Here is a 17,085-nt window from a genome sequence, read left to right as displayed (position 1 = left end):
GGTGACGGGGGAAGAGTCGCAGAGTCCGGACGAGGTGCTGGCCGCAGCGGTCGTCCGGATCAAGGGGCAGGACGGTGTGATCGGGGGCGCGGGCTTCCTCGTCGCCCCGGATCTGGTGGTCACCTGCGCCCATGTGGTGTCGGACGTCCTGGACCGGCCACGGGAGACGGCGGTGACCGCCGGGACCGCGGTCACGGTCGACCTCCCGCTGGCAGAGCGCACCGGGCCGGCCGAGGGCGCGGGGAACGGTGCGGGCGGCGGGCGGCGGGAGCACAAGGCCGTCGTCGAGTTCTGGATACCGATCAGGGCCGACCGGACCGGTGACGTGGCCGTACTGCGACTGCCGGAGCCCCTCCCGGGGGCCCGCCCGCTGCCCATGGCCGACCCCGAGAGCGTCTGGGAGCACGGAGCGCGCGCGGTGGGCTTCACGGACGGGGAGCCGGGCGAGACCTGGTTCCGCGGGAAGCTCGGCGGAGCCACCGGCGAGGGCTGGATCCAGCTCTCCCGGGCCGACGGACAGGCCGCACACGTCCGCAAGGGCTTCAGCGGCACCCCCGTCTGGGACAACGAACTCGGCGCGGCGGTCGGCCTCATGGTCGCAGCCCAGCCCGAGCAGGACGCCCAGCAGGCCTTCCTGCTGCGGACCAGAACCCTGCTCCGGGAAGTCCCCGAGCTCGCCCCCGTCCTGCTTCCCGCCGTGCCCTTCCGCGGTCTTGCCACCTTCCAGGAGGGCGACACGGACGTCTTCTTCGGGCGGGACGACGACATCGAGGAGGTGCTCGCGGCCCTGCGCGGCGATCAGCCGACCGTCACCCTGTACGGCCCCTCGGGCTCCGGGAAGTCGTCGCTGGCCCTGGCCGGCGTCGTCCCCCGGATGCGGGAGAGCGGCCACGACGTGCTGGTGGTGAACGCCGGCCAGGTCTCCTCCCCGCTCTCCGCACTCGCCACCGAGCTGTACGAGGACATCCGCACGGGACGGTACGGCCCCGCCCGGGCCGAGAGCGCCGACCAGGTCGAGGCATGGCTCGCGGACAAGGGCCTCGCGGATGCCCTGCACCGGGCGCGGGGCCGGGCCGGCGGCAAGCTGCTCGTCGTACTCGACCAGGCCGAAGCACTCCTGGACCGTACGGAGGCCGAGGTCGCGCAGGCCGTGGAACTGCTCTTCCCCGACCGCCGCGGGGCAGGCGGCCCGCGCGTGCTGGTCACGCTCCGGGCCGACTTCATGGACGCCGTGCTCAAGCACCCGCGGCTGGGCCCCGCCCTGCGCACGGGCCGCACGCTCCCGCTGACGCCGATGTCCCGGGACCAGCTCCGCGAGGTGATCACCAGGCCGGTCGAGCAGGTGCCGGGCGTGGCGTACGACCCAGGCCTCGACCGGCGCATCCTCGACGACGCGGGCGGTGAGCCGGGAATCCTCCCGCTCCTCGGCTTCGTCCTCGAACAGCTCTGGCGCCGGCGCAGCGTCGGACGGCTGCGCGCCGCGACGTACGACGAGATGAACGGTGTGTCCGGAGCGCTCGCGCTGCACTCCGAGAACGCCTGGCGGGAGTGCGTCGGGGAGCAGGCGCAGGCCGACGCGCTGCGGCTGCTCACCGGGCTGGTGCGGGTGCTGCCCGGCAGCGAGACCCCCCTGCGCCGCAGACTCACCCGGCAGGAGGCGGGCGAGACGCGATGGCGGCTCGCGCGGTCCTTCGCCGAGCGGCGGCTGCTGGTGCTGCACGGCGGCGAGCAGGAACCGGAGACCGCCGAACTGGCCCACGAGGCACTGATCACCGCCTGGCCCGCGCTCCGGCAGCAGGTGAAGGCCGACAGCGAGTTCCTGGCCGGACGGGCGGAGCTCGCTCACGACCGGGAGCGCTGGGAGCGGGGCGACCGGTCACCGGAGCTGCTCCCGCAACCGGGCGGTGCGCACGGCTGGTTGGCCGACCGCGAGGGCGAACTGACCGAAGAAGAACGGGGCTTCCTCGCCCGCGCCAGGCAGCGGCAGCGTGCCCGCCGTACGCGGTCGCGCGCCGCGTGGACCGCCGTGGCGCTGGTGCTCGCACTGATCGCCGGGCTCGGCACCTTCCTCGTCTACCAGTCGCAGGTGAGCGAGCAGCGGGGCGCGGACGCACGGTCCCGTGCGCTGGCCAGCCTCTCCGAGGAACTGAGCAAGCGGGACCCGGGGCAGTCCGCCCTGGTGGCCATGGGGGCGTACGACATCGCGCCGACGCAGGAGGCCCGCAGCGCCATGCTGCGCGGATACGACCGCTTCAGGAGCGCCGCGTGGGTGCTGAGCGGAGCCGAAGGACAGATCGACGCCGTGGCGACGAGCGCCGACGGCCGGGTGACGCTGGCGACGACCCGGCTGGGGCGCGCCTCGCTGTTCGTCCGCAGCGCCGCAGGACACACGCTGCGCAAGCAGTTGCAGATCCCGGACCTGGCGTTCTATCCGCTGGTCAGCAGGGACGGCCGGCGCATCGCCTACGTCTCGACGGCGGGCGCGCTGGCCTGGTGGGACGTCCATCCCGGGGCGGACAGCGCGGAGGGCCTGCTCGGCCGGGGCGGCTCGGTCCCCGATGCCGAATTCTGGGACAAGGGCGAGAACAAGCGCCATGACAGCGAGCAGGTCCACTTCATGGACTTCTCCCCGGACGCCCGGCAGGTGGTCACGGTCGCGGACGGGCGGCTGCGGCTGTGGGACCTGAGGACGAAGACCGGCCGGCAGGTGCCCGGACGCGTGCCCGCGGTCAAGGCGGTGTGGTTCGGCCCGGACGAGCGGACCCTGGTGGTCCAGCCGCCCGACAGTGGCACGTACAGCACGGAGCACACGGTCCTGACCGTCGACATCCGCACCGGGAAGACGCGTGAACTGGCGGATGGCGTCGGGTCGTTCTCCATGTCGACCTTCATCAAAGAGGCACCGGCCTTCACTCTGTCGGGCGACGGCAGTGTGCTGGCCTACTGCCGGAAGGAGAAGGACGGCTATTCGGACCAGGCCGTCTACCGGACCGTCGACGTGGCCCGGGGACGGGTGCTGAACCGGTACGAGACCGGGTCCTACAGCTGCAGAGGCATGGCCGTGGACAAGTCGGGTGGGCGCCTGGCCATGTACGACAGCGGCTCGCAGTGGCTGATCGGCGACGCACGGCGAGGCAGCACACCGCAGCAGGCCGAGGCGCCCGAGCCCGCCAACCCCACGGGCCGTCTCATGGGGGACTCGCGTGATCCCGTGGTGTCCACCTGGGACGAGACAACGGTGACCGGGCTGGCGTTGAAACCGAGCGACCATCCGGTGAATCTCGTCCTCGTCCATCCTCTGGTGTTCGACGACGACAGGACGATCGTCGCCCACCTGGAGACGCGGGACCATCCGACCGGCCTCGTCGGCAACCGGCTGGCCCTCGTCGACGCGTCGACCGGGCGGGTGAAGGCCCAGGTCAAGCGGCCGCCGATGGACGAGGCGATGGACCCGAGGCCCCCGCACGCACTGGCCGTCAACCGGGCACAGACCCTGGTGGCCGACGTGGTCGGCCGGAACAGACTCGTGATCCGGCAGGTTCCGTCGCTGCGCAAGGTCGCCGAGATCACCACCCGCAAGCCGCCCGTCGACAAGTACGGGAAGCCCGGCCGGCTGTCGCTCCTGTTCCTGCGGGACACCGACGAACTGGTCACCGTCTCCGGCACGGTGATCGAGCACTGGAACGCCCGTGACGGCCGCCGCCTCACCAAGACCATCGACGCGCGGGACCTCAAGCTGACCAAGAAGAACCCGCCCCTGCTCAGCTTCGCGTCCGCGCCCTCCGATTCCGGGTTCGCGGTCAATGACCGTCCCGAGCCCGGGTACGTGCAGGTCATGGTCCGCGGCAAGTCCACCCTCTTCGCCGTCGACCTGCGGGTCGGCAAGGAGAACAGGGCACTGCGCGTCACGCTCGGCGACGACATCGACCGGGCCCGCCCCGACGCGACTGGGCGGTTCGTGGCCGCGAAGACCAAGGGCAGCATGGTCGAGGTGTGGTCGGTGCGGCGCGGACACAAGCCGGAACGGGTACTGGGTCCGCTCGGGCCGCTCGGGTCGAACGACGAGTCCTGGGGCGACGGCTTCACCTTCGGTTTCACCGGAAAGGGCTCGGAGTTCTTCCTGGCCACCGGCAGCTCCGTCCGCTTCCAGCAGGCGTCGGACCCGAGCCGCTTCGAGACGTACGACTTCGAGAAGGACCAGTACTTCCTCGCCGCCACCAGGGACGGGAAGACGCTGCTGCTGGTCCCGGAGGGTTCCGCGGAACTGTTCTCGCTCGACCCCGGACGGTGGAAGCGCCATCTGTGCGGGGTCCTCGGCCGTGATCTCACCGGTGACGAGCGGCGGGGGCTGCCGGGGCTGCCCGACGCCGTCTGCCCGGGGTGATCCGCCCGGCGTGACCGTCCGCGAACGCCGAAGGGCCTCCGGAAGCATCGGCTTCCGGAGGCCCTTCGGACGTACGGCAGGGGCGGGAGGGACCTACGCGGTGACCGAGTCCTCCGCGCCGTTGTCCTCGGCGCCGTTGTCCTCGGCGTCCAGACCCTGGGTGGCCTCCTGTGCCGTCTCCTCGGCGGCGGACCGGGGCGAGGGGATCTCCGCGGCGAGACGGCCCTCCATCAGTACCCGGCGCTCGTCCGCCTTGGTGCACAGATCGTCGATCGCGGCGTTGAAACGGGCCAGGGACGGCGAGTCCGAGGGGCCCAGCAGGTGCTCCTTGAGGGCCGCGCGAGCCGTGGTGAAGTCGTCCTTCTCCGGCCGGCGGACCGACTCCAGGAGGGCCGGGATGCCGTCCGCGGCCGGGCTGAGGACGGCACCCGCGGACACCGTGGGGAAGCCCGTGCGGAACGCCGACTCGGACAGGCCCGAGGTGTTGGCGACCGCGTACGGCTTCTCGCTGGACAGCCAGTCGGAGACCACCGACGAGACATCGCTGATCAGCAGGTCGGCCTGGTTGAAGCAGGCGAAGATCGCCGGCCGCGCGTCCGTGACGATCTGGTGCTCCCACTCCGGGAAGGACGCCCAGTAGGCCTTCTCCCAGGCCGTCGTGGCCTCGGCGATGGCGGCCTCTCGGTCACCCTCCGGCGCGCCCTGGAGCAGCATCCGCTCCAGTTCGTCCGCGCTCTCACGGAACGCGGTCGAGGTGAGCTTGTCCAACTCGGCCGTACGGCGGGCCAGTTCGGCCGCTGCCTCCGGGCCGGGGCGGGCGCCCGACCGCTTGGTGTTGGCCTCGCGGATCATCGCCATGATGCGCTCGTTGGCGGCACCCGCGCGCGGGTCGACGGAGCCGGTCATCGGATGCGGCTTGTAGAGGAGACGCACGCCGTCGTCGGCCAGCAGCCCCTTGACGATGTTCTCGCCGGCCAGCACCACCGAGGTGTTGCCCGGGTTGCCGTCCCAGCCCTCCCAGGTGGGGGCGTACAGCACGGTCGTGTACGTGCCCGTGGGTGCGCCCGAGTAGGGGCGGATCGGCGCCAGCTGCGGGCGGCCGACCTCGACGATGTCCTTGTCCTCCACGCCGACCTCGGCGAGGGCGTAGCGGTCGCGGGCCGCGGGACCGGCCACCCACACCTCGTCGTACGCCTTCGCGTACGGGTTGCAGGAGGACAGCTTGTCGCTCTCGCCGTGGTTGATGAAGGCGTGCTTGATCGTGGGGATGCGCAGCACCTGCGAGGTCTTCGCCGCGTTGGCCGGGTGCAGCATCATCTTCAGCGTCGAGTTCTCCAGCGAGAACATCGTGGAGACCTTCGGGAAGCAGATGACCGGGACGTCGGTCGCCTCGATCTTCTGGACCATGAAGCGCTCACGCAGCACGATCAGCGGCTTGGCGTCGATCTGGGAGAGCGTGGACAGCCACATGTTCGCCTGGTAGGCGGACGTCGTACCGCCGGAGAAGTACATGGCGACGGTCGGCCGGTAGTCCGCCAGCCAGTTGTCCAGCCACTCCATCACCTTCTGCTCGCTCTTGGCGCGCTTCTTCGGGAGCAGCCAGGTGCCCAGGTACGCGGTGCCGCCGATGATCAGCAGCAGAGCGACGCCGACACCGATCTCGCCCCACATGGCGTGCCGGGTGGCCGCCGTGACGGTGAGACCGACGGTCGTCGGGATGGAGAAGGTCAGCAGACGGTGGCCCTGGCGGCGGGCCAGGATGCGCGGCGGCGCGGCGGTCAGGCGCAGCGCCGACGCGTCGATGTTCCGCGTGACGATCGGCAGCGTCCGGGTGCGGCGGACGAGGACGGCGACGGCCTGGCACGCGAAGTGCAGCGCGTAGAAGAGGCACAGCGCGACCAGCAGTGGCGCCTGCTCGCGGTCCGGGTCGATGCCGTCGATCCGCAGCAGTCCCACCAGGACCAGCATGTCGCGCAGCAGCTGGCGGACCGTGACGTCGAAGCGGACCTTGCCGAGCAGCGCGAGCAGACCGGGGTCGCGGTACTGCAGATAGACGTCCAGAGCGAGTCCCGCCGCGCTCGCGGCGATGAACACCGGGACGTACGGCACCAGAGCGGAGACGATCTGGGCCGTGAAGAGCGCGAACATCGCGAGCAGTGCGGAGAACTGCACGATGCGGCGGGGGGCGAGGCCTGCGGAAGGCACGGGCTGGGCTCCTGCGAAGGGATGCGACGGATGGGGGGGAAGCGTGGGGTCGGCCGGCGAAGATAACCATGGCCGACCACTGACCGTATGACCTCTGGCGCCCGGCTAGCAATCTTGGGTGAGAACTATCACCGGAAAACGGACATCCTGCCTGGAACGCCGAGACCGCGGAGACCGTCCGCGCCCGGATCCCGCGCCGGACACGCTCTCATCCCGGGGCCGCCGACGCCGTGCATGGCTCTCACCCGGCGCCCGCCGGCGCCATCCACGGCTCCCACTCCGTGCCCGTCGGCGTCGTACACCGCTCCTGCCCCGCGCCCGACGGCGCCGTCCGCGCCGTGTGTGCGGCCGGCCGGCCGTCCGCGGCCGGGAGCCGCCCGTCCGGGCCTCGGGCGTCGTCCGCCCCTCGAAACGCGGCGGCGTCCGGACCCCGCCCTCACGTAGATTGCACACACCGGGCTGGTCGGAATTCGGAGACATTGGGGACGTACGTGTCAGCGGCAAGGCAAGGTGTGGCGGACGCCCACAGGATCGTCGTCAAAGTGGGCTCGTCGTCGCTGACCACCGCGACCGGCGGCCTCGACGCGGACCGGGTCGACGCCCTTGTCGACGCCCTCGCCAAGAGCCGCAGCGGCGGGGAGCGGGAGATCGTCCTCGTCTCGTCCGGCGCCATCGCCGCCGGGCTGGCCCCGCTGGGGCTGCGGCGCCGGCCCAGGGACCTCGCCCGGCAGCAGGCCGCCGCCAGCGTCGGCCAGGGCCTCCTGGTGGCCCGCTACGCCGCCTCCTGCGCCCGCCACGGCGTCCGCGTCGGCCAGGTGCTGCTCACCTCGGACGACATGAGCCGCCGCGCCCACCACCGCAACGCCTCGCGCACCCTCGACAAGCTCCTCGCGATGGGCGCCCTGCCGGTCGTCAACGAGAACGACACCGTCGCCACGGACGAGATCCGCTTCGGCGACAACGACCGGCTGGCCGCGCTCGTCGCCCATCTCGTACGGGCCGATCTGCTGGTCCTGCTCTCGGACGTGGACGGCGTGTACGACGGCGACCCCAGCCGGCCCGGTACGTCGCGGATAGCGGAGGTGCACGGCCCGCAGGACCTCGCGCACGTCGAGATCGGCAGCGCGGGCAAGGCCGGCGTCGGCACCGGCGGCATGGTCACCAAGGTCGAGGCGGCCCGCATCGCGGCGGCCGCCGGCATCCCGGTCGTCCTCACCTCCGCCGTGCACGCCGCCGACGCCCTCGCCGGCCGTGACACGGGGACCTACTTCCACGCCACCGGCCGCCGCTCCGCCGACCGGCTGCTGTGGCTGCAGCACGCCTCGACCCCGCAGGGCGCGCTCACCCTCGACGACGGCGCGGTCCGCGCGGTCGTCGAGCGGCGCAAGTCGCTGCTGCCCGCGGGCATCGCGGCGGTCGAGGGCGAGTTCACCGCCGGCGACCCCGTCGAGCTGCGCGACAGCACGGGGCGCGCCGTCGCGCGCGGGCTGGTGAACTTCGACGCCAAGGAGATCCCCCAGCTGCTCGGCCGCTCGACCAGGGAGCTGGCCCGCGAGCTCGGCCCCGGGTACGAGCGCGAGGTCGTACACAGGGACGATCTGGTCCTCCTGCACCCGTAGAACACGGCGAACACGTCGTGCTCCACCCGGGGAAGACGGCGTGGAACACCGCGTGGAACAACCGGCCACAGCGGCCCTGAACGGCCGATTCCCCCGCCCTCCGGCGGGGGACGTTCCGTAAAACCGCCACGCGAGGGCGCCTCAGCTGCTCAAATTTGTTTCAGGGAGATTCCGCACGACCATTGCGTAAAGGAGGCCGTTGTGAGACGAGTGCGCCCTGGGGCGGCGGCGTCCCGCGGTGGTGGTACCTCCCGCGCGCTGGGCGAGGAACGGGCCCTGACGAGCGTCGCCGCGGGAGACACGTACGAGGGCGAGGAGCCCAAGGACGCGCCCCGGCTGTGGCACGTCACGCTGAGCGTCTCGGGTGGCGAGGCGCCGCTGAAAGAGGTCAGGCGCGGGCTCGAGCAGCTCGCCCACGACCATCCCTTTCTGCTGACCAGCCGGTACGCCAACGACCACGCGGAGATCCGCTACTGGGAAGAGGCCCGCGATCTGCACGACGCCGCGGCGGTCGCGCTGCGGCTGTGGGGCGAGCACCGGCAGACCGCCAAGCTCCCGCCCTGGGAGATCGTCGGCCTGGAGGTCATCGACCGCGAGACCTACCACCAGCGCATCGCCGAGGGATACGGCCCGCTGCCCGCGACACCCGTGGGCGTTCATCCCTTTTGAGCCGCCTTCGCCGGGTGTCTCGGGGTTTGGGACAAGGGCTGAACAGACTCGTTCGGAGCATTACGCTGCCGACATGACCACGCTCTCGCCGTACGACTCGATGTCCCCGGTCGCCCGGGCCGCCTACCGCGCGAAGTCCGCCGCCGCCGACCTGGCGCCCCTGCCGCGGGCCGAGAAGGACGACGCGCTGCTCGCCATCGCGGACGCGCTGGAAGTCCGTACGAGCGAGATCGTCGCGGCCAACGCCAAGGACATCGCCCGGGCCCGGGAGGCCGGCACCAGCGAGACCGTCATCGACCGGCTCACCCTCACGCCCGAGCGCGTCCGCGCCATCGCCTCGGACGTGCGCGACGTCGTGGCCCTGCCCGATCCGGTCGGCGAGGTCGTCCGCGGCTCCACCCTTCCGAACGGCATCGACCTGCGCCAGGTCCGCGTCCCCCTCGGCGTCGTCGGGATCATCTACGAGGCCCGCCCGAACGTCACGGTCGACGCGGCCGCCCTCTGCCTGAAGTCCGGCAACGCCGTGCTGCTGCGCGGCTCGTCCTCGGCGTACGAATCGAACACCGCCCTCGTGCGCGTGCTGCGCGACGCCGTGGGCGGGGCCGGACTGCCCGCCGACGCCGTGCAGCTCGTGCCCGGTGAGGGCCGGGAGTCCGTACGTGAGCTGATGCGGGCCCGGGGTCTGGTCGACGTGCTGATCCCGCGCGGCGGCGCCGCCCTGATCCGCACCGTCGTCCAGGAGTCCACCGTTCCGGTCATCGAGACCGGTACCGGCAACTGTCACGTCTACGTCGACGCGAACGCCGACATCGACATGGCGATCGACATCCTGATCAACTCCAAGGCGCAGCGCCCCAGTGTCTGCAACTCCGCCGAGACCCTCCTGGTCCACCAGGACATCGCCGACGAGTTCCTGCCGCGTGCCCTGGACGCCCTGGCGGACGCCGGCGTCACCGTGCACGGCGACGAGCGCGTCCTCGCCTACGCCAAGGACTCCAAGGTCACCGCCGTCGAGGCCACGACGGAGGACTGGGACACGGAGTATCTGTCCTACGACATCGCCGCCGCCGTCGTGGACTCGCTCGACCGGGCCGTGACGCACATCCGGCTGTGGAGCTCCGGGCACACCGAGGCGATCGTCACCACCTCGCAGCAGGCCGCGCGCCGCTTCACCCAGCTGGTCGACTCGACGACGGTCGCGGTGAACGCCTCGACCCGCTTCACGGACGGTGGCCAGTTCGGCTTCGGCGCCGAGATCGGCATCTCCACGCAGAAGCTGCACGCGCGGGGGCCGATGGGGCTGCCGGAGCTGACGAGCACGAAGTACATCGTCACCGGCGACGGGCACATTCGCCGCTGAGCCCCGATGCGGACCGGCTGAGCTTCGGTGCAGCCCCGGTGCGGACCGGCTGAGCTTCGGTGCAGTCCCGGTGCGGACCGGCTGAGCTTCGGTGCAGTCCCGGTGCGGACCGGCTGAGCCCGGCGCGGGGCCCTGTGCGCCCGGCGTGCGCCGGGGCTCGCGCTGGTGTCCCGCGACCATCCCGCGACCTTCCCGCCGACATCCCGCCGGTATCCCGCGGTAATCGTCTCGCCAGGTGGATGAATTTCCGTACCGTCTGCCCAAAATGACCCCCCAGGTCTACTCTGGAGCCGTGCCGGAGGACGTGGGGGGCACGCCGTTTCCGGACGGCTCGGAGCCCGACGACGACCGCGACCGCGGGGGTATGGACGAAGAGTTCGCCTCCGTGGTCTTCGACGAGGACTTCGTCCGTGCGGCCGTGGTCCACGAGCCGACCGCAGTGGAACGCCTGCTCGCCGCCGCCCAGGCCCGTGCTGAGGCCTCCGAGGAAGCGCGCCGGGCGCACGCCAGGGGAGCGCGCGGCGAGGACGAGCGCTACGAGGACGGGTTCGGCCCCGACGACCGTGATGATTTCGGCCATGACCGGGATCTCGACGATCTGGACGACACGGAAGTTCTGGAAGGCCGCTACGGGGTGTCCGGGACGTACGGGAAGGCGGGCCGCTGGCACCGTCCTGTCGCCTGGATGCTGGCCCTGCTGATGGGGATCGGCATGGTGGCGCTGGCTTTCACGGCCGTCTACCGGGGCGCTTCCTCGGGCCGCCAGGACCAGGTCCCGCCACCCGCGTCGACAGGTCTTGAACAAGGTCGGGAGAAGGTCACCGGGGTGAGTCCCTCGGCCTCCGCCGACTACTCCCAGCCAGCGGTGTCGGCGGACCCCCGAACGCCATGACCCGCCCGTTGAGAAGCTGTCGGAACTTGTCGCGTACCACAGCGTTTACCGGGGCTCCGCGAGACCTACCCTGAAAGTATGGGCGGGCCAGGAGAGCCACCTGAGGGGACACCCGAGGGTGCCCCGGGCGGTGGAGAGGACGAGTACCGATCCGTCGTCTTCGACGAGTCGTTCGTCCGCGCTGCCCGGCTCCAGGAATTCTCCGCCCAGGAGCGGATGGCCGACCACGCCCCCGCCGTACGCCGGCGCCCGCCCCTCAGACGTGGGCTGTCCCGGCAGGCGCTGATCCTCGTCCTGCTGATCGCGGTCGCCTTCGGCACCGCGATCTACATGGGGGTGCGCCACCCGTATCAGACCCAGGTCGCGCAGCCGCCCGAGCCGCTGCGGATGACGGTGATCCCGCTCGCGCCGGGCACCGCCGTGCCCGGCGCCGCGAACGCCGAGAGCCTGTACGCGCACAGCCCGGCCGCCCAGTTCCGCATCGGCGCGGACGGCTTCACCCTGCCGGCCTCCCGGCGCACCGCGCACTTCTCGGACAGCCAGGTCGTCACCGCCCTGACGACCGCCAAGGACTACCTGGTCAGGTCCTCGCTCGACCCGGACGTCCTCACCGGCGGGGCCACCCGGCCGGTACGGATCCTGCTCGACCCACAGCAGCTCGACCAGTTCGACGAGAGCTTCGCGCACCCCGCGGCGGACGGACGGCACGCGCCGACCGGCTGGCTGGTCCGCTTCGACCCGTCCCGGGCTCAGCTGGCCGACAGCAGCATCCGGGTGCAGGGCACCCTTCAGGCCGCCGAGTTCGACGCGAGCACCCTGGAGATCATCGCCGACCACACCCTCGTCTACGCGCTGAAGCCGACGGGCGCGAACGGCAAGGCGCAGGCGTCCCTGTTCACCGTCCGGCGCGAGCTGCACTTCCGCTTCGACCGCGACGACCTGCGCATGCACCAGGCCGAGCTGGTCGTCTCGTACGTCCAGGCCGGTCCGCTCGCCTGCGCCGAGGACTCGACGAACCACCTTCGCCCGCTGCTCGCCGGCCAGACGGCGAAGGCGGGCGGCCCGGCCGGCACGGATCCGTACGCCACCGGCAGCGCCACGGCGCTGTGCGGGTCGCTGGCGACCAGCGCGCAGCCGAGGGTGTGACCTGCCGGGTCCGGGTGCGGCCGGTCCGGGTCCGGGGCCGGCCGGGGCGGGTCCGGATCCCGGCGGCCGGTCACGGCCGGTGACCGCGGAGGTGCGACGGTCGGGGTTGTGACGGGCGAGGTGCGACGCGCGGGCCGGCCCGGGTGCGGGCCGGTGGCGGTCGGCGGCCGCCTCGCGCCGGTGGCCGCCGACGGCTGCCTCGCGCAGGTGGCCGCCGACGGCTGCCTCGCGCCGGTGGCCGCCGACGCGGTCCCCGTGCGGGTCAGTCCTCGTCGTCCGGAGCCGTGTCCCGGGGCGGCCGGCCGTTCGGCGGGTCCGCCGGCGGGTCTGTCGGCGGGGTCGTCGGCCGGGACTCGTCCCGAGGTGAGCCCGCGGCGAAGCCGCCGAAGCCGCGCCGTACCCGCCCGCCGAGGTCACCGGCGCCGCCCGCGATGTCGCTGACCAGCTTCATCAGCGGATCCTTGGAGTTCTTCACATCGCTGGCATAGCTGGCGGCCGACTGCCGGAAGGAGTCGGACACCGAGGTGTCCTTGTCCTCGTCGCGCCGCGGGTAGTGACCGTCCATGATCCGCTGGTAGTCGCGGGACTCGGCCCACTTCTTCAGCTCGGCCGCGCGCACTGTGGTGAAGGGATGCGAGCGGGGGAGGACGTTCAGGATCTTGAGCACGGAGTCGCGCAGGTTGCCCCCCGCCTCGTACTCCTCGGCCTGGGTGAGGAACGCGTCGACGTTCATCTCGTGCAGGTGGTTGCCGCCCGCGATCTTCATCAGGCCGCGCATCGAGGCCTGCAGGTCCTGGCCGACCAGGAGACCGGCGCGGTCGGCCGAGAGCTCCGACTTGCGGAACCACTCGCGCAGGGCGGTCACGATCGCCATGATCGCGAGGTTGCCGAGCGGAATCCAGGCCACCTTGAGCGCGAGGCTGGTGAGGAACAGCAGGATCGTGCGGTACACCGAGTGGCCGGACAGCGCGTGGCCGGCCTCGTGGCCGATGACGGCCCGCATCTCCTCCTCGTCCAGCAGCTCGACGAGGCCCGTCGTGACGACGATGATCGGCTCGTCCATGCCGATGCACATGGCGTTCGGCTGTGGGTTCTGGCTGACGTACATCGGTGGGACCTTCTCCAGGTCCAGGATGTAACAGGCGTCCCGCAGCATGTCGTTGAGGTGCGCGAACTGCGCGTCCGAGACCCGCACCGAGTCGGACAGGAACAACAGCCGCAGGCTGCGCTCGGGCAGCAGACCGCTGAGTGCCTTGAAGACCGTGTCGAAGCCGCTGAGCTTGCGCAGGGCCACCAGGGCCGAGCGGTCCGCCGGATGTTCGTACGTCCGCGAGGAGATTCCCGGGAAGCGCCTGCGCTGCCTGCTCGGCACGTGCTCGTGCCCGTTCTGCTCATGGCTGTCGTCGGACATGTGTTCCCCCATGCGTCTGATTGCCCTATGTGCCCCCGAAGCGGAGTCCAGCCTAGGCGGAGATACGGTGACAGGGCAGCACACCGTAAGGAGCGATCCCATGGAGCACATCCCCGCAGCCGCCTGGCTCACCGAGGCCGCGACCGCGGCAGACCAGCACGGAGCGGGTGACCTGCTGCGCATCGTGCTGATCGTGTCCGTCGTCGGGATCGTGCTGCTCGCGTGGTTCCTGCTGCGGGGTTACCGGCAGGACGACGACTGAGCGCATTGCCACCCTGCTGCTGAGCCCATCGTGCCACTCGGGCCCACTTGAGGGCTCTCTCCGGCCACGCGCGGGACTGCTCCGGCCCGGGCCGCCCGGCCCGTCCGCGGCAACCGGCCTCCCCAACGGCGGAGTCGGCGTGATGCGCGCCACGGCCCCCGCATACGATGGCCCGGACGTCTTTATCCCGCCCACACCGGATAGGTTCTGCCGAAGATGAGCTTCCACAGCACCGCTGCCCAGATGGTCTCCCTCGCCGCCGAGGGCGAGAAGCACGGCGGCAACCACGAGAGCCTCAGCCCGTATCTGACCGGTGGCGGCGCGCTCTTCGTGCTGCTTCTGCTGCTGTGGATCACCACGCGTTTCAACCGGGACCGCTGAGTCCGGTCCCGGGCCGCCGGGCCGGGCGCGAGGACCTCTCGGCTGGAGCCCGTCGGCCGGGCCGGTAGGGTCTGCACGCATGGGAGAGCAGGACATGCCTACCGGTCCGGCGAACGACACGGACGGCAGCGCCGAGCACCGCGCGGTGAACCGCACGGCGACGGGCCCGGGAAACGGCCCGTCGAATCCGGGCAAGCGCCGCCTCGGCGTCATGGGCGGAACGTTCGACCCGATCCACCACGGACACCTCGTGGCGGCCAGCGAGGTCGCGGCGCAGTTCCACCTCGACGAGGTGGTGTTCGTGCCGACCGGGCAGCCGTGGCAGAAGACCGAGCGCAAGGTCGCCCCGGCCGAGGACCGCTATCTGATGACGGTCATCGCGACCGCCGAGAACCCGCAGTTCTCGGTGAGCCGCATCGACATCGACCGTGGCGGCCCGACCTACACCACGGACACCCTGCGTGACCTGAGCGCACTCAACCCCGAAACTGACCTCTTCTTCATCACGGGCGCCGACGCGCTCGGCCAGATCCTCACCTGGCGGTACACCGAAGAGCTGTTCTCCCTCGCGCACTTCATCGGGGTCACCCGGCCCGGTCACACGCTGACCGACCCGGGTCTTCCCGAGGGCGGTGTCTCGCTCATCGAGGTCCCCGCGCTCGCGATCTCGTCCACAGACTGCCGTGCGAGGGTCGCCAAGGGTGACCCCGTCTGGTACCTGGTGCCGGACGGTGTGGTGCGCTATATCGACAAGCGCGAGCTGTACCGCGGCGAGTGAGCCGAGAGGGGCACCGGTGAACGACCGATACGACGGATACGCGGGCGGCGACCAGTACGAGCTCGTCGGCTACGACGAGTTCGGGCAGCCTGTGTACCGACAGGTGCCGCAGCAACAGCCTCCCCAGCAGCAGGGTTACGACCCCTACGGGCAGCAACAGGCCTACGGTTACGACCCGTACGCGGCCGGCGGGCAGGGCGCCGACCCGTCCTACGACACCGGTCAGCAGCCCCCGGCCGCCTCGTACGACACCGGCGGTCAGCAGGCCGCGCCGCCCTACGACACCGGTCAGCAGCGCCCCGTGCCCCCGTACGACACCGGGCAACAGCCCCCCGTGCCGCCGTACGACAACGGTGGGCAGTCCGGCACCTCCTACGGCTCCTACGACCCGTACGGGGCCGGCGGGGCCGGGGCCGGCGGGACCACTGCCGGGTACGACCCCTACGGGCAGACCGCGAGTACCGGCCGGCAGCCGCGGGTTGCCGAGCAGACCGCGTACATCCCGCAGCAGGCGGGCCCGGTGGAGGAGGACGAGCCGCGGGCCGAACGTGACTCCCGCACCGAGCAGTTCGCCTTCGTCGAGGACCCGGACGGCGACTCCGAAGACGTCATCGACTGGCTGAAGTTCACCGAGAACCGCACCGAGCGCCGCGAGGAGGCCAAGCGCCGGGCCCGCGGCCGTGTCGTCGCCCTGGTCGTGGCCTTCGCCCTGGTGGCGGTCGGCGGTGTCGGCTACCTCTGGTACGCGGGCAAGCTGCCCGGCGCCTCGTCCGACGGCAAGTCCGGCACCACCACGTCCGCCGCCGCCCAGAACCGCGACGTGGTCGTCGTCCATCTGCACAACACCAAGGAGGGCGGCACCTCCACGGCCCTCCTCGTGGACAACACCACCACCAAGCAGGGCGCCACCGTCCTGCTGCCCAACTCCCTTGCCCTGTCCGACGACTCAGGCAGCACGACCACCCTCGCGAAGTCGGTGGACGACGACGGCTCCTCCGGCACGCGCGACGCGATCGACACGGTCCTGGGGACCGACATCGAGGGCACCTGGCGTCTCGACACCCCCTACCTCAACAACCTCGTCGAGCTGGTCGGCAACATCGACATCGATACCAACGCCGATGTGCCCGACCCCGCGGCCAAGTCGTCCAAGAAGGGCGCCGCACCCCTCGTGCACAAGGGCGAGGCCCAGACTCTCAGCGGCAAGATGGCGGTCGCCTACGCCACCTACCGCGCCTCCGGTGAGGCCCAGAACGCGCAGCTGGAGCGGTTCGGCCAGGTCATGCAGGGTGTGCTGCGCAAGCTGTCCTCCGACTCGGGGGCCGCGACGACCACCGTGCAGACACTGGCCCAGATCCTCGACCCCTCCCTGAACGACAAGGACCTCGGCTCCTTCCTCGCCAAGCTCGCCGACCACGCCAAGGGCGGCGACTACAAGACCGCGCTGCTACCGGTGCAGACCGACGGCACCCTCAGCGCCCAGTCCAGCGACAGCGTCGTCAAGGACCTGCTCGGCGGCGCCGCGAAGAGTCCCGAGGCGGGTGCCGCCGTCCGGGTCGGCATCACCAACGCCAGCGGCAACAAGGACGCCACCGACAAGGCTCGCGTCGTCCTGGTCAACGGCGGCTACACCTTCCTGGACGCCGGCACCTCCGGCACCGCACAGGCCGTGTCCCGGATCACCTACGCCGACACGGACAGGAAGGACGACGCGGTCGAGGTCGCCAAGACCCTGGGTCTGCCGACCAGCTCCGTGAAGAAGGGCAAGGTCACGTCCAGCGCCGACGTGTCGGTCGTGCTGGGCCAGGACTACAAGACCTCGTCGTGACCGGACCACGCCCCGGCAGGTCCGGGGCGTGATCCCGGAATCACGTGGGGTGTCCTCGGCGGACCGTGAGACCCTTGGGGTGACGCGTGAGGGTTCCTGACCGCCGACGGGCTGTGACAGCGGGGGCGACCCCGCACCCCCAGCCGCCCC

Annotated in this window: 12 protein-coding genes; 10 read left to right on the top strand and 2 right to left on the bottom strand. The window is 71.5% G+C overall.

Annotation, left to right across the window (positions count from 1 at the left end; all coding sequences use genetic code 11):
* Position 1: 1 nt before the first annotated feature.
* Positions 2-4,384, top strand: coding sequence for a trypsin-like peptidase domain-containing protein (locus tag ACFWM2_RS24555; protein ID WP_383283687.1), 4,383 nt, complete (start codon positions 2-4; stop codon positions 4,382-4,384).
* A gap of 93 nt (positions 4,385-4,477) precedes the next feature.
* Here ACFWM2_RS24555 and ACFWM2_RS24550 read toward each other — a convergent pair whose 3' ends face one another.
* Positions 4,478-6,589, bottom strand: a complete 2,112-nt coding sequence (locus ACFWM2_RS24550; RefSeq protein WP_383283685.1) for a hypothetical protein — start codon at positions 6,587-6,589, stop codon at positions 4,478-4,480.
* A gap of 512 nt (positions 6,590-7,101) precedes the next feature.
* Here ACFWM2_RS24550 and proB point away from each other — a divergent pair.
* The 5 genes from proB to ACFWM2_RS24525 all read left to right on the top strand — a co-directional run bounded on the left by proB (position 7,102) and on the right by ACFWM2_RS24525 (position 12,275).
* The gene (gene proB / locus ACFWM2_RS24545) at positions 7,102-8,208 is read left to right on the top strand and encodes a glutamate 5-kinase (protein ID WP_383283683.1); all 1,107 of its coding nucleotides are present in this window, start codon (positions 7,102-7,104) and stop codon (positions 8,206-8,208) included.
* A 210-nt stretch (positions 8,209-8,418) separates the two neighbouring features.
* Positions 8,419-8,877: a hypothetical protein gene (locus ACFWM2_RS24540; protein WP_383283754.1), complete on the top strand. Its 459-nt coding sequence runs from the start codon at positions 8,419-8,421 to the stop codon at positions 8,875-8,877.
* 73 nt (positions 8,878-8,950) lie between these two features.
* Positions 8,951-10,237: a glutamate-5-semialdehyde dehydrogenase gene (locus tag ACFWM2_RS24535; RefSeq protein ID WP_383283680.1), complete on the top strand. Its 1,287-nt coding sequence runs from the start codon at positions 8,951-8,953 to the stop codon at positions 10,235-10,237.
* 265 nt (positions 10,238-10,502) lie between these two features.
* Entirely contained in the window at positions 10,503-11,129 is a 627-nt protein-coding gene (locus ACFWM2_RS24530) for a hypothetical protein (protein ID WP_383283678.1), read from the top strand.
* Between the two features lie 78 nt (positions 11,130-11,207).
* A complete protein-coding gene (locus ACFWM2_RS24525; protein WP_383283675.1) occupies positions 11,208-12,275 on the top strand; it encodes a hypothetical protein in 1,068 nt (355 codons plus the stop codon).
* A gap of 262 nt (positions 12,276-12,537) precedes the next feature.
* Here ACFWM2_RS24525 and ACFWM2_RS24520 read toward each other — a convergent pair whose 3' ends face one another.
* Positions 12,538-13,686 (bottom strand): M48 family metallopeptidase, encoded by a 1,149-nt coding sequence (locus tag ACFWM2_RS24520; RefSeq protein ID WP_383283673.1) that lies wholly within the window; start codon positions 13,684-13,686, stop codon positions 12,538-12,540.
* Positions 13,687-13,786: 100 nt separating this feature from the next.
* On the opposite strand from ACFWM2_RS24520, the gene ACFWM2_RS24515 reads away from it, so the two are divergent.
* The 4 genes from ACFWM2_RS24515 to ACFWM2_RS24500 all read left to right on the top strand — a co-directional run bounded on the left by ACFWM2_RS24515 (position 13,787) and on the right by ACFWM2_RS24500 (position 16,935).
* Complete coding sequence (locus ACFWM2_RS24515) at positions 13,787-13,948, top strand: hypothetical protein (protein WP_383283670.1); 162 nt, start codon at positions 13,787-13,789, stop codon at positions 13,946-13,948.
* 216 nt (positions 13,949-14,164) lie between these two features.
* The gene (locus ACFWM2_RS24510; protein WP_383283668.1) at positions 14,165-14,329 is read left to right on the top strand and encodes a hypothetical protein; all 165 of its coding nucleotides are present in this window, start codon (positions 14,165-14,167) and stop codon (positions 14,327-14,329) included.
* A gap of 79 nt (positions 14,330-14,408) precedes the next feature.
* Positions 14,409-15,107, top strand: a complete 699-nt coding sequence (gene nadD, locus ACFWM2_RS24505) for a nicotinate-nucleotide adenylyltransferase (protein ID WP_383283667.1) — start codon at positions 14,409-14,411, stop codon at positions 15,105-15,107.
* A 16-nt stretch (positions 15,108-15,123) separates the two neighbouring features.
* Positions 15,124-16,935 carry an LCP family protein gene (locus tag ACFWM2_RS24500; RefSeq protein WP_383283664.1) on the top strand — a complete coding sequence of 604 codons (1,812 nt, stop codon included), beginning with the start codon at positions 15,124-15,126 and terminating at the stop codon, positions 16,933-16,935.
* Positions 16,936-17,085 lie beyond the last annotated feature (150 nt).

It is taken from the genome of Streptomyces sp. NPDC058371, assembly GCF_042723265.1.
GTDB lineage: Bacteria > Actinomycetota > Actinomycetes > Streptomycetales > Streptomycetaceae > Streptomyces.
Note: the sequence above shows the minus strand (reverse complement) of the source record. Positions and strands in the feature narration are given on the sequence as shown.

What these genes read in the sequence shown, in the direction of transcription:
- ACFWM2_RS24535 (WP_383283680.1), top strand. Translation starts at nt 8,951, where the DNA reads ATGACCACGCTCTCGCCGTACGACTCGATGTCCCCGGTCGCCCGGGCC.
- ACFWM2_RS24530 (WP_383283678.1), top strand. Translation starts at nt 10,503, where the DNA reads ATGACCCCCCAGGTCTACTCTGGAGCCGTGCCGGAGGACGTGGGGGGC.
- ACFWM2_RS24525 (WP_383283675.1), top strand. Translation starts at nt 11,208, where the DNA reads ATGGGCGGGCCAGGAGAGCCACCTGAGGGGACACCCGAGGGTGCCCCG.
- ACFWM2_RS24520 (WP_383283673.1), bottom strand. Translation starts at nt 13,686, where the DNA reads ATGTCCGACGACAGCCATGAGCAGAACGGGCACGAGCACGTGCCGAGC.
- ACFWM2_RS24515 (WP_383283670.1), top strand. Translation starts at nt 13,787, where the DNA reads ATGGAGCACATCCCCGCAGCCGCCTGGCTCACCGAGGCCGCGACCGCG.
- ACFWM2_RS24510 (WP_383283668.1), top strand. Translation starts at nt 14,165, where the DNA reads ATGAGCTTCCACAGCACCGCTGCCCAGATGGTCTCCCTCGCCGCCGAG.
- nadD (WP_383283667.1), top strand. Translation starts at nt 14,409, where the DNA reads ATGGGAGAGCAGGACATGCCTACCGGTCCGGCGAACGACACGGACGGC.